The sequence below is a fragment of the Streptomyces sp. NBC_01294 genome (assembly GCF_035917235.1).
GTDB lineage: Bacteria > Actinomycetota > Actinomycetes > Streptomycetales > Streptomycetaceae > Streptomyces > Streptomyces caledonius.
Map to the genome: position 1 here is coordinate 1,526,553 of NZ_CP108423.1, position 12,274 is coordinate 1,538,826.

The 12,274-nt window shown below is 72.1% G+C and carries 9 protein-coding genes; 4 read left to right on the top strand and 5 right to left on the bottom strand.

The features are described from left to right. The first annotated feature begins 26 nt into the window (after window positions 1–26). Window positions 27–3,323, top strand: coding sequence for a DUF4082 domain-containing protein (locus OG534_RS07040; protein ID WP_326587212.1), 3,297 nt, complete (start codon window positions 27–29; stop codon window positions 3,321–3,323). Beyond that, a complete protein-coding gene (locus OG534_RS07045) occupies window positions 3,320–4,369 on the top strand; it encodes a glycosyltransferase (RefSeq protein WP_326587213.1) in 1,050 nt (349 codons plus the stop codon). Before OG534_RS07040 ends, OG534_RS07045 begins: the two co-directional genes overlap by 4 nt. A gap of 29 nt (window positions 4,370–4,398) precedes the next feature. Here the strand turns inward: OG534_RS07045 and OG534_RS07050 are convergent, their stop codons facing one another. Next, a complete protein-coding gene (locus OG534_RS07050; RefSeq protein WP_326587214.1) occupies window positions 4,399–5,100 on the bottom strand; it encodes a Wzz/FepE/Etk N-terminal domain-containing protein in 702 nt (233 codons plus the stop codon). 80 nt (window positions 5,101–5,180) lie between these two features. On the opposite strand from OG534_RS07050, the gene OG534_RS07055 reads away from it, so the two are divergent. Both OG534_RS07055 and OG534_RS07060 read left to right on the top strand, forming a co-directional pair. Further along, entirely contained in the window at window positions 5,181–7,217 is a 2,037-nt protein-coding gene (locus OG534_RS07055) for an O-antigen ligase family protein (RefSeq protein ID WP_326587215.1), read from the top strand. Continuing rightward, a complete protein-coding gene (locus OG534_RS07060; RefSeq protein ID WP_326587216.1) occupies window positions 7,148–8,134 on the top strand; it encodes a glycosyltransferase family 2 protein in 987 nt (328 codons plus the stop codon). The genes OG534_RS07055 and OG534_RS07060 overlap by 70 nt, the downstream gene beginning before the upstream one ends. Here OG534_RS07060 and OG534_RS07065 read toward each other — a convergent pair whose 3' ends face one another. From OG534_RS07065 to OG534_RS07080, 4 genes are read right to left on the bottom strand one after another with little or no spacing between them, the layout of a single operon-like run. Further along, window positions 8,135–8,944, bottom strand: coding sequence for a glycosyltransferase family 2 protein (locus OG534_RS07065; protein WP_326587217.1), 810 nt, complete (start codon window positions 8,942–8,944; stop codon window positions 8,135–8,137). A 12-nt stretch (window positions 8,945–8,956) separates the two neighbouring features. Continuing rightward, complete coding sequence (locus tag OG534_RS07070; protein ID WP_326587218.1) at window positions 8,957–10,024, bottom strand: hypothetical protein; 1,068 nt, start codon at window positions 10,022–10,024, stop codon at window positions 8,957–8,959. Between the two features lie 6 nt (window positions 10,025–10,030). Then, window positions 10,031–11,491: an oligosaccharide flippase family protein gene (locus tag OG534_RS07075; RefSeq protein ID WP_326587219.1), complete on the bottom strand. Its 1,461-nt coding sequence runs from the start codon at window positions 11,489–11,491 to the stop codon at window positions 10,031–10,033. Beyond that, window positions 11,488–12,258 (bottom strand): chain length determinant protein, encoded by a 771-nt coding sequence (locus OG534_RS07080; RefSeq protein WP_326587220.1) that lies wholly within the window; start codon window positions 12,256–12,258, stop codon window positions 11,488–11,490. Before OG534_RS07080 ends, OG534_RS07075 begins: the two co-directional genes overlap by 4 nt. Between the last annotated feature and the right edge of the window lie 16 nt (window positions 12,259–12,274).

Consider the following 12,274-nt stretch of genomic DNA (forward strand, 5'->3'; position numbering starts at 1 on the left):
GTGCTGACGTAAACGATGAGGTCCAGATGAACAGACGGACAAGGCTGCTGCGGCACGGTCTCTTCACCGTGGTCGCGGCCCTGATGGCCACGGTCCTGCCACCGGCCGCGGTGGCCGGTGCGGCCGATCCCTGCGGTCCCACCACGAACGCGGTCGTGTGCGAGAACTCCAAGCCGGGCACCCCGATGGAGGAGTGGTTCGCGCCCAGCGCGTACGGCGACATCAAGGGGTTCCCCGCCCAGACGAGCGTCCAGGCGGGCGACACCGTGCAGTTCAAGATCCAGTCGCCGACGCCGTACCGCGTCTCCGTCTACCGCCTCGGCCACTACGGAGGCACCGGGGCCCGCCTGCTGTCGACCGCGGCCCAGGCGGCGCAGACGTACCCGGCGAACTTCGCGCCGGGCGCGAGCCCGGCCGCCTGCACCACCAAGGCCTCCACCGGCCTGGTCGACTGCGGCAACTGGCCCGTCACCGCGACGTGGACGGTGCCGGCCGACGCCGTCTCCGGTCTGTACGTGGTCAACTTCGACCAGGCGGACGGCAACGGCGTGATGCCCTACCCGTTCGTCGTCCGCAACGACTCCAGCCACTCCGACGTCGTCGTGCAGACCAGCGACCAGACCTGGCAGGCGTACAACAACTACGGCGGCCAGGACCTGTACGACGGCGGCGGCCCGGCCCCGGACGGCCGTGCGTACGAGGTCAGTTACAACCGGCCCATGGACATCGGCGGGGACAACGGGATCTACGGGTCCGAGTTCCAGATGGTGTCGTGGCTGGAGCGCAACGGCTACGACGTGAGCTACATGTCCGGGATCGACATGTCGGTCCGCGGCGGGACCCTGCTGCGCAACCACAAGGTGTTCCTGTCCTCGGGGCACGACGAGTACTGGACCCAGGACCAGTTCACGAACGCGCTGAACGCGCGCCGGGCCGGGGTCCACCAGACGTACTTCAGCGGCAACGAGATCTTCTGGAAGACCCGCCTCGCCCCGAGCATCGACGGCGCCTCCACCCCGAACCGGACGCTGGTCTCGTACAAGGAGACCAAGCTGTCCTTCCCGCAGCCGAACGGCATCCCCGACCCGAGCGGGATCTGGACGGGCACCTTCATGGACCCGGCCAGCGCCACGGGCGGGCGGCCCTTCCAGCCGCAGAACCAGCTGACCGGCTCGATGTTCAGCGTCAACGGCTACCGCAGTGACGCGATCACCGTGCCGGGGACCTTCGCGAAGCAGCGGCTGTGGCGCAACACCAGCGTCGCGAACCTCACGCCCTCGCAGACCGCCACCTTCCCCACCGGCACGCTCGGCTACGAGTGGGACAGCGACGTGGAGAACGCCAGCCGGCCGGCCGGGCAGATCCAGATGTCGTCCACCACGGTGGACATCGACGACGGCAAGCTCCTGAAGGACTACGGCAACACGTACGGGAACGGCACCGCGACGCACAGCCTGGTGGCCTTCCGCGACCAGACCTCGAACGCCCTGGTGTTCGGCGCGGGCACGGTGCAGTGGTCCTGGGGCCTGACCAACATGCCCACCGGCAATCCGGACGACGCGGTGGTCACCGCGGACAAGCGCATGCAGCAGGCCACGGTGAACGTGTTCGCCGACATGGGCGTCCAGCCCAAGTCGCTGCAGACCGACCTGGTCGCCTCCACCGCGTCCACGGACACCGTCGGCCCGGCCGTCACCGTGACCAGCCCGGCGGCGAACGCCACCGTGCCGGCGCTGCGTCCCGTGACCGTCACGGGCACGGCGGCCGACACCGGCGGCGGTGTGGTGGCCCGCGTGGAGGTGTCCACCGACGGCGGGACCACCTGGAAGGCGACCACGGGCCTCGGGTCCTGGAGCTACCAGTGGACCCCGACCGCCCCGGGCGCGGTGCAGGTCAAGGTGCGCGCGGTGGACGACAGCGTCAACATCGGCGCGACCACCACGGTTCCCCTGACGGTCGGGCCCCAGCAGTGCCCCTGCACCATCTGGCCGGCCGCGGCCGTGCCGGGCACGGTCAACGCCGGTGACGGCAGCGCCGTCGAACTCGGCGTGAAGATCCGCTCCTCGGTGGCCGGTTCGATCACCGGTGTCCGGTTCTACAAGTCCCCCGCCAACAGCGGGACCCATACGGGCAGCCTGTGGAGCAGCACCGGCCAGCGCCTGGCCACCGGCACCTTCACCAACGAGACGGCGTCCGGCTGGCAGCAGCTGAACTTCGCCTCCCCGGTGCCGGTCAAGCCGAACACCACCTACATCGCCTCCTACTTCGCCCCGCACGGCGGCTACTCCTTCGACAACACCTTCGCGGGCGGCGACGCGGGGCTGGCCCCGCTCACCGCGCTCAAGAGCGGCACCGACGGCGGAAACGGCGTCTACCGCTACAGCGGCACGGGCGGCTTCCCGAACAAAGCCGCGTCCGGCAGCAACTACTGGGTGGACGCCGTCCTCGACACCTCCACGGCGAGCACGACCCCGCCCACGGTCGCCTCGACCTCGCCGCAGTCCGCGGCGACCGGCACCCCGATCACGGCGGCGGTGACGGCCACCTTCAGCACCGCCGTCGACGCGGACTCGCTCGTGTTCACGGTGAAGGACTCCGGCGGCGCGACCGTCCCGGGCACCAAGACCCTGGGCGCGTCGAACAGCGCCACCTTCACCCCCTCGTCCGAACTCGCCCTGAACACCGCCTACACGGCGTCCGTCCAGGCATCCGACCTGTGGGGCAACGCCATGGCCGCGCCGGTCACCTGGAACTTCACGACCAGCGCGAGCCCGCCGACGGTGAACTGCCCCTGCACCCTGTGGAGCGGTACCGCGACACCGAGCACCGCCAACGTGGGCGACGACGCCAACTCCGTGGAACTGGGCACCCGCTTCCAGTCCGCGGTCAACGGCTACATCACCGGCGTCACCTTCTACAAGGGTCCCGGCAACACGGGTACGCACACCGGCAGCCTGTGGTCGGCCTCCGGCACGCTGCTGGCCACCGGAACCTTCGGCAGCGAGACCCTGTCGGGCTGGCAGCAGCTGCAGTTCGCCACGCCCGTGCCCATCACGGCGGGCACCACGTACGTGGCCTCCTACCACGCACCGAACGGCAACTACTCGGTGGACGGCGGCTACTTCAGCGGCGCGCACCGCTCCTACCCGCTGATGGCCCCGGCCGACGCGGCCGGAAGCGCCAACGGCCTCTACAAGTACGGGTCGGCCACGGCCTTCCCCTCGAACACCTTCGGCTCCGTGAACTACTGGGTCGGCCCGATCTTCACCACCACCCTGCCGTCCGGCATCCAGTCGGGCTCCACGGAGGTGTCCGGCCCGTGAGCACCGTCAGCGTGGTGATCCCCTGCTACAAGTACGGCCACTTCCTGGCCGACTGCGTCAAGAGCGTCCTGGACGAACAGGAGGGCGTGGACGTCCGGGTACTGATCATCGACGACGCCTCGCCCGACGACTCCGCGGAGGTCGCGCGCGCTCTCGCGGCCGCCGACCCGCGGATCGAGGTACGGGTCCACGCGCGCAACCAGGGGCACATCGCCACCTACAACGAGGGGCTGCTGGAGTGGGCCGACGGGGACTACGTCGCCCTGCTGTCGGCGGACGACCGGCTGGTACCCGGGGCCCTGGTGCGCGCCGCCGCCCTGCTCGACGCCCATCCGGAGGCGGGCTTCGCCTACGGCAGGCCGCTGCGCTTCCGGCACGGCGGGCCGCTGCCGGCGGCCCGTACCCACAGCACGGGGTCGGTGGTCTACCCCGGGCGGTGGTGGCTGGAGCGGCGGTTCCGGGAGGGCACCGGGTGCATCACCTCACCCGAGGTGGTCGTCCGGACCAGTCTCCAGCGCAAGGTCGGCGGCTACGATCCGGAGCTGCCGCACGCCGGCGACATCGAGATGTGGATGCGGCTCGCGGCGCACGCCGACGTGGGCTACGTCCGGGGCGCCGATCAGGCCTTCTACCGCGTCCACGGCAACAACATGTCCACCACGGACTTCGGCGGGCAGCTCGACGACCTGCGCCAGCGCCTCGTCGCCTTCGACTCGGTGCTCGACAAGTGCGCCGACCTGCTCCCGGGGGCCGACCGGCTGTCGGTGGCGGCGCGCACCCGGCTCGCCCGGTACGCGCTGCGGCGCGCCTACCGGGCCTACGACCGGGGACGCACCGCGCTGGTGCCGGTCGACGAGCTTGTGGAGTTCGCCGCCGAGTGCCTGCCGGGGGGCTACACGTCGCTGGCCGAGTACCGGGCGCTGCGCAGGCGTCGGCGGGTCGGGGCGCGTGTCATGCCGTACCTCCAGCCGCTGGTGCTCTCGGCCGTCGCCGACCGGGGGCGGGAGTGGCTGTGGTGGCGATCCTGGAAGCGCCGAGGGATCTGATGCGCCCTCGGTTCACCCCCCGGCTCCGTTCAGCGGGCCGCCCCGACGAGGGGCGCCGGCTCGGGCTCCTCGGCCGGGGCTCCCGGCCCGGCTCCGGCGTCGGCGTCCGTACGCCGGCGCCGGCTTCGGCGGGTCAGGAGCTGGTCGGACCACAGCGCCGCCGCGACGCCGGCGACCGCGGCCAGCAGCGCCACCCCGGCGAGGCCCCGGCTCTTGGTGCCGGTCTGCGCCACGGCGGTGGGCTGCACGAGGAGGGTCACGCTCATCCGCGCCTGCTCCGGGATGGCCTGCTGCGTCTGCATGTCCGTCAGGTGCTTCGTGTAGATCTCGATGATCTTCCGGACGGCCGTGTCGGCGGCGGCGGGGTCGGACTGCTCCGCCTGGACCTGCAGCGAGGGGATCAGGTAGCGGGGGGTGACGCTGGTCCCGCTGTTGCGCGGGATCAGCCGGTAGGTGCCGCGGACTCCCGCGGCGCGGAGCTCGGCCGCCCCCGCGGGCGAGCCCAGCTGCTGGACCGCCGCGTAGGAGACGGCGGCGAGCGGCGGCTGCAGATTGGCCAGCTGGTTGGGCTGGTTGTCGGTCACCGGCGGCTTGACCACCACGATCGCCGTGCTCAGGTACGTCTGGGTGGGGTGGAGCACCTGCACCGCTCCGGCGGCCGCGAGCACCGCGGCCAGGACCAGGACGTACCAGCGCCGACGCAGCGCACGGACCAACTCACCAGGCGACACGGGGATTCCTTCCGTCGTGACCGATCTTTCCAGGACACGGGTAGGTCCGCCATCAATTGGGCGCCCTGCGGGGGGTGTTCGTGAGCATCGGTGAGATCGTCGCGGTGCTGCGCCGCCGCTGGTACGTGATGGTGCCCCTCACGCTGATCAGTCTCCTCGCGGGTCTGCACCTGTACCGGTCGGTGCCGGTGTCGTACCAGTCGCAGAGTTCGGTGGCGCTGCTCGACTCGACGGCGGTGGCCGAACTGGCCCCCGCCTTCGGCAATCCCATCTCCAACGCCGGCGGTACGCTCGTCGTGACCGCGGACGTGCTGATCAGGACGCTGTCGGGCACGGACGCGGCGCGGGACCTGTACGGCCTCGGCGTGACCGATCCCTACACGGTCGGGTTCGCCGCGAACACCTCGGGCCCGGTGATCACGCTGACCGTCACGGGGACCGACCGTTCGAAGGTGCTCGACGAGACGAACACGCTCACCGCCTTCGCCGGGGAGCAGCTCAACGCACTGCAGGCGGCCGCCAAGGTCAAGCCCGCGTACTTCGTGCAGACCGCCCCCGTGGTGCTGCCGCAGACCCCGGTGCCGCAGCTCAAGAGCCGCTACCAGCAGGTGCTGGGCGTCGTCATCCTCGGCACCACCAGCGCGTTCACGCTGTCCTTCCTGACGGACAGCGTGCTGGCTGCGCTCGCCCGCAGGCGCGCTGCGGCCGCCTCGGCCGCCGGGACGCGGGGACGCGGCCGACGCAAGCCGTGGGGGCGGCAGCTGGACGCGACCGCCCTGCTCAGCTGCTATCTGGCGCTGGCGTTCTTCATCCCCTCGAACCTGACCCTGCCCGGGATGGGCGGGGTGGGCACCCCGGCCAACGTGTTCGCGCTCCTGTGCCTGTTCTGGTACCTGGCGGCCTGGCTCACCGGCCGGCTCCGGCCGGCCGCCGGCACCCGGCTGCCCCGGGTGGTGATGTGTCTGCTGGCCTTCTCCGTCCTGGCCTCCTACCTCGCGAACGCGACGCGCGGCAGCTCGCACAAGGAGGTCCTGGCGGCGGACCGCGGTCTGATCGGGCTGCTCGTCTGGGTGTCCCTGGTGGTGCTGGTCTCCGCCGGGATCCAGGACCGGGACCGGCTCGACGTCCTGCTGCGCCGGGCCGTCGTGATGGGGGCGGTGGTGGCCGCCATCGGCTACTACGACTTCTTCACCGCGACCAACATCGCCGACAAGATCAGCATCCCGGGCCTCCAGTCGAGCGTCGCCCAGATCACCACCCTGGACCGCGGCTCCTTCACCCGGCCGCGTTCCACCACGGCGCAGCCCCTGGAGTTCGGCGGGATGCTCGCCATCCTGCTGCCCTTCGCCGTGCAGCAGGCCTTCGATCCGGTACGGCGGCACCTGAGCGCCCTGCGCCGCTGGGGGCCCGTGGTGCTGATGGGCGGCGCCCTGCCGCTGACGGTGTCGCGGACCTCCATCATCGGCGCGCTGATCGTGGTCCTGGTGATGGTGCTGCGCTGGAAGCCGGAGCGGCGGTGGGCCGCGATCGGTCTGCTGCTGGGCTCGGTGGCCTGTTTCAAGGTGATCGTCCCCGGGCTGATCGGCACCATCACCACCCTGTTCGGCTCCTTCCTGACGAACTCCGACAGCAGCACCCAGGCCCGGACGGTCAAGTACAGCGCGATCGTCCCGTACCTCGGAGAACGCCCGCTGTTCGGGCGGGGCTTCGGGACCTTCCTGCCGGAGCTCTTCTTCTTCACCGACAACCAGTACATGCTCACCCTGGCGGAGATGGGCCTCGTGGGGCTGCTCGCGCTCCTGGTCCTCCTGTTCACCGGCATCCACCAGGGCGGCGCCATCCGACGGCTGGCCCGCACCGAGTCCGACCGGGAGCTGGGGCAGGCGTTCTTCGCCTCGGCCCTCGTCTCGCTGGTCATCAGCGCCACCTTCGACGCCCTCAGCTTCCCGATGTTCGCCGGGATGTTCTTCCTGACGATCGCCGCCGGAGGCAGTTACCTCGGCTTCATCCGGCGCGCGGCGCCGGAGCCCCGCACCGTGGAGTCCCCATGTCCTTCAGCCGCCCCGCACCCCGCCGCCCCGTCCCGCCGGCCCGAGCACAGGCAGCCGGTCCCGTAACCGTCGTCGTCGTCACCTGGAACAGCGCCGCGGTGATTCCGGAGTTCCTCGCCTCGCTGCCGGAGGGCATGGCCGGGACGGACTGGCGCCTGGTCGTCGCCGACAACGACTCGGCCGACGACACCGTGGACGTGGTCCGCTCCCTGGCCCCGGAGGCGACGGTCGTCCAGACCGGCCGCAACGCCGGGTACGCGGCCGGGGTGAACGCCGCCCTCGGAGCCGCCGCCGGATGGGAGGGCGGCTTCCGGGCGGCCCTGGTGTCCAATCCCGACGTCCGGATGCGGCGCGGCTGCGCCAAGGTGCTCGTGGACGCCTTCGACGCCGTCGTGCCCGGCGGCGGCCGGGTCGGGATCAGTGTCCCGCTGCTGTACGAGGAGGACGGCCGCACGCTCCTGTACTCGCTGCGCCGCGAGTCCCGCGTGACCCGGGCGCTCGGCGAGGCGGTGCTGGGCAACCGCCGGGCCGGGCGCTTCCCGCGCTGGAGCGAGCTGGTCACCGCCCCGTCGGCGTACGAGCGGGCGACGGTCGCCGACTGGGCGACCGGCGCGCTGATGGCGGTGTCCCGGGAGTGCCTGGCCGCGTGCGGGCCCTGGGACGAATCGTTCTTCCTCTACTCGGAGGAGACCGAGTTCTGCCTGCGGGCCCGGGACCGCGGCTTCGTCACCCGGCTGGAGCCCTCGGCCTCGGCCACCCACCTCGGCGGGGACTCGCAGGTGTCGCCGCGGCTGTGGACCCTGCTGACGCTCAACCGGGTCCGGCTCTACGAGCGCCGGCACGGGGCCGCGGCGACCGCCGCCTTCCGCGCGGCCGTCCTGCTGCGGGAGACCTCGCGGGCGGCGCTCGGCCGCCCGGCCAGTCTGGCGGCCGCCCGCGCCCTGGCGAGCCCGTCCGCGCTGCGCGCGACTCCCGGGCCCTGATCAGCCGGTGGGCGCCGGCCCGTCCCAGGCGGTGTAGAAGCTGTCCGGGTTGACCAGGTAGCGGACGGTGGGGCGGGGCAGGTGGCGCACCTCGTGGCGGCGGGCGTAGCGGCGCACGAGCTCCCAGTCCTCGCGGGGCAGCACCTCGGGGGTGCGGCGCAGCCGGCTGAAGTACAGGGACCGGTTGCGCCGCGCCACGAAGGCGTTGGTGTCCAGGAAGGCCTCGTGGGCGGCGCGGCGCCGGTCGAAGGGCACCGACAGGACGTCCCGTTCCGTGCCGTCGGGCAGCACCCTGCGCAGCGCGGTGTAGACGGCGTCGGGCCCGCCGGCCGGCTCCAGGGCCGCCAGGGCCTGCTCCAGGTGGTCGGGCTCCCACAGGTTGTCGTCGTCCAGGAAGGCCACGTAGCGCGACCTCGTCAGCCGGATCCCCACGTTGCGCACGACTCCGGCGGTCGCCGTGTTGCGGGCCAGGGACACCGCGAACAGCCTTGGGTCGGCGGGCAGTCCGGGCAGTCCGGCGCCGTCGTCGACGACGATGACCACCTGGTCGGTCACGGTCTGCCCCAGTGCCGAGCGGACCGCCGCGCGCAGGGCCTCGGGGCGCCGGTGGGTGGCGATCACGGTGGCGACGCGGGCGGCGGGGGGCCGTACGAGGACGGCGGCGAGGCGGGCGGTCTCGGTGTCCTCGAAGCGCCGCAGCCGCAGGGCGGAGGGGGCCAGCAGGAGTTTGTTCCTGGCCTCGAAGAGCACCAGCCAGCCGAAGGTCCGCTTGAGCAGCTCCCAGGGGGCCCGCGCGATCCGGCGCATCATGAACTCTCCGTCTCAGCTGCTGGGTTCGGGGACGACGGGCCGGCCGTCGGACATGCGGTTGCCCTTCCACACGTTCCCGGCGCCGCCCGCGTTCCAGGCGGTGACCGGACCGTAGGCTCCGGCGGCCGGGTGGTACTGGGTGGAGAAGACGTTGTCCGTGACCTGGATGCCGGTGGCGCCCGGGCCGCCGCCGTAGAGCGCGTACGCTCCCCCGGCCAGCCAGTTGCCGTCGACGACGACGGAGGAGACGACGCCCGTGTCGGCGAACAGGCCGACGGCCGCGGTGGCCCCCTTGTCCACCGGGGTGGAGTTCAGCAGGGTGTTGCGGCGGATGGTCAGCCGGCCCTTGTTGCCGCCTCCGCTGATGACGGCGTCGATGTGCTGCCATTCACCGCCCTGGTTGCGGAAGGCGACGAGGTCGTGGACGTAGTTGTCGTGCAGGTCCCCCTGTCCCATGGACAGGGCGTTGCCGAACACGGAGATGTCGCACCAGCCGACCTCGATCGAGCTGCCGCCCATGTTCGAGACGGCGTAGTTCACCCCTCCGTTGTCGGGGCCCTTGCCCGGGACGGCCGTGATGGTGGTGTGCAGGACCTTCAGCCCGCTGAAGCCGGGGCGCAGGTTGATCCCCCACCAGTTGGCCGAGGTGATCCTGCTGTCGATGACGGTGACGTCGTTGGCGTAGACGTCGAGCGAGCCGCGGATGTCCCAGCCCTTGATGACCGTGCCGTCCTTCTTGATCGACATGTTCCCCGTGTCGTGCCGCTCCAGGGAGATCCGCGGGCCGGTGCTGCTCGCGTCGGGGAAACCGCAGGAGCCGGGCGAGGTGCAGGCGGGGGCGGTGGACGGCGGTTCGCTCGCGCCCGGCGAGGGCTTCGGGGACGGGGTGGCCGAGGGGCTCGGGGTGGTGGCCGAGGGGGTGGGCGCGGCCGTACCCGGGAGCGTGGCCACCGGGGTGGCGGAGGGTCCGGCCGAGGGCTCGCCGACCCCGGTGCGGTCGGCCCGGTACAGGGTGAGGCCGGCGGCCAGCAGCAATCCGGCGAGCAGCCACGCCCCGAGGCGTTTGCGGTTCCTTGTCACGGCTCTCTACCCCCGGATCAGCGAGCGGGCGGGCAGCAGGCACACGGCGTAGCACAGGGTGCCGGCGGCTGCGGTGGCGAGGAGCGCGAGCACGCCGTCGCCGAGGTACCGCTCGAGGCCGAGGACCACGGCGGTCATCACCGCTCCGCCCAGGAGGGGCCAGGCGCAGGCCCGTGCGACGGTGCCGAGGCGGATGCCGCCGCGGTGCAGGGCGAGGAGGAACACCGGCACCACGACGGCGCCGGCGACCAGGACGTGCCCCTGGGCCACCCCGACGATCCCGCCGGTGTGGGCGCCGTACACGAGGGCCGGGATCAGGAGGAGGAGCCAGAGTCCCTGGACCCCGATGAGCGAGCGGCGCCTGCCGATGGCCACCAGGCAGTCGTAGGCGAGTTCGCAGCCGATGCGGACCAGGCCGAGCGCCATCAGCCAGGGCAGGGCACGGGCGGCGGGCAGCCAGCGCTCGCCGTAGACGAGTTCCACGATCGGGGCGGCGAGGGCGGCCAGCAGGACGCAGAGCGGAACGGTGGCGGCCATCACGACGCCGAGGGCCCGGCCGAATCCGGCGGCCAGCGCCTTCGGTGTGCCGGCGAGCCGGGAGAAGCCGGCGAAGGAGACGCGGCGGGCCGCTTCGGAGATGATGCGGACGGGCCAGCCGGAGATGTTGAAGGCGAGCACGTAGAAGCCCAGGGCCAGCGGGTCCAAGGCCGAGCCGACCACCATGGTGTCCACGTTGACCACGCCGAGGGCGAGCATGCTGGCCCCGGCGAGGGGCAGCCCGAACTTCAGCAGCGCGCGGGCCTGCTCCCGGTCCCAGCCGAACCTCAGGGTGCCGGGTGCGGCGAGGCAGCAGCCGATGAGCGCGGCCACGTTGCCCACCACGGAGCCCCAGGCGAAGCTCATCGCGCCCCAGCCGTCCACGGCCAGCAGCAGGGTCACCGCGGTGCTGAGGACGAAGTTGAGCCCGTCGACGGCCATCCGCCGGCCCTGAGCGAACTCCCGGGTGAGGAACCCTGCGGGTACCTGGGACAGCCCGTCGAGGACCACGCACAGGCACATCACGCGCAGCACGCCGGAGGCCTCGGGCGAGCCGAGTACGCCGGCCACCGCGGGAGCCGCCGCGAACAGCACGGCGTACAGCAGGCAGCTGGAGACCGCGCTCAGGGTGAGGACGGTCGGAGCGAAGCGGCGCGGATCGCCTTCCCAGCGCACGATCGCGAGGGAGACGCCGAGTTCGTTCGCGGAGAGCAGGACCAGCAGGACCGTCTGGGCGATCCCGTACACGCCCCAGGCCTCGGGGCCGAGGAAGAAGCGGGCCAGGATGATGCCGGTGACGAAGTTGCCGAGGCGCATGACAACGGTGTTGACCAGGCTCCACTTGGCCGCGGAGCCGACCTTGCGCCCCAGCGACGGCGCCGCCGGGGTGGCCTTGCTGTCCGTCTCCGTGTCCGTTCCGGAGCCTGTCACGGCGACCCGCCCGTGCGGGATCCGGCCGGGTGCGAACCGGCCGGGTGTGAACCGGCCGGGTGTGAACCGGCCGGGTGCGCGACGGTCATGCGCAGGGTGTCCGACGGGTCGGCGGCGGGCCCGGGTGCCGGTTCGCCGGCCTCGTCGGCTGCGGGCCGGTGCTTGCCGGGGCTGCGTCGCCGGGCCTCGACGAAGAAGGTGGCGACCAGGCTGAGCACGAAGCCCAGCGCGCCCGCCATGACGAGGAACTGGAGCCTGGCCTTGGTCTGCGCCTCCGGTTTCTGCGGTGGCACGATCGTGGTCATCCGGATCATGGCCTCCGGCTGGACCGACTGCTGGGTCTGGAACTCCAGCAGCCGCTTCTCGGCGTAGGCGGTCAGTATCTCGTCCGACTTCAGCACGGCGGCCGGGTCGGTCCCGACGACGCTCAGCCACATGTAGGGGCCGAGCGCGTTGTCGGCGATCTTCGCCTCGTGCACTCCGGTGACGCCCAGGGCCTTGAGTTCGGCCTTGGAGTCGTCGGAGTTGAGGTTGCGGGCCAGGCCGTCGGCCATCCCGGTGAGCGAGGCCTGGGTGCTCAGGAAGGGGTTGCCGTCGAAGGCCACCGTGGCCTTCTTCGAGTTCAGCAGCGTCACGGTGCTCTGCGACCGGTACTCCACCGGGACCAGCAGGTACACGGCGGCGGTCAGCGCCGCCGTGAGCAGCAGCCCGGGCAGCAGTACGTACCAGCGCCTGCGCATGACCCGCCAGATCTCCGCGAGATCCATGGTCTTCCCCTTCGAA

What these genes read in the sequence shown, in the direction of transcription:
- OG534_RS07040 (WP_326587212.1), top strand. Translation starts at nt 27, where the DNA reads ATGAACAGACGGACAAGGCTGCTGCGGCACGGTCTCTTCACCGTGGTC.
- OG534_RS07060 (WP_326587216.1), top strand. Translation starts at nt 7,148, where the DNA reads ATGTCCTTCAGCCGCCCCGCACCCCGCCGCCCCGTCCCGCCGGCCCGA.
- OG534_RS07065 (WP_326587217.1), bottom strand. Translation starts at nt 8,944, where the DNA reads ATGATGCGCCGGATCGCGCGGGCCCCCTGGGAGCTGCTCAAGCGGACC.
- OG534_RS07080 (WP_326587220.1), bottom strand. Translation starts at nt 12,258, where the DNA reads ATGGATCTCGCGGAGATCTGGCGGGTCATGCGCAGGCGCTGGTACGTA.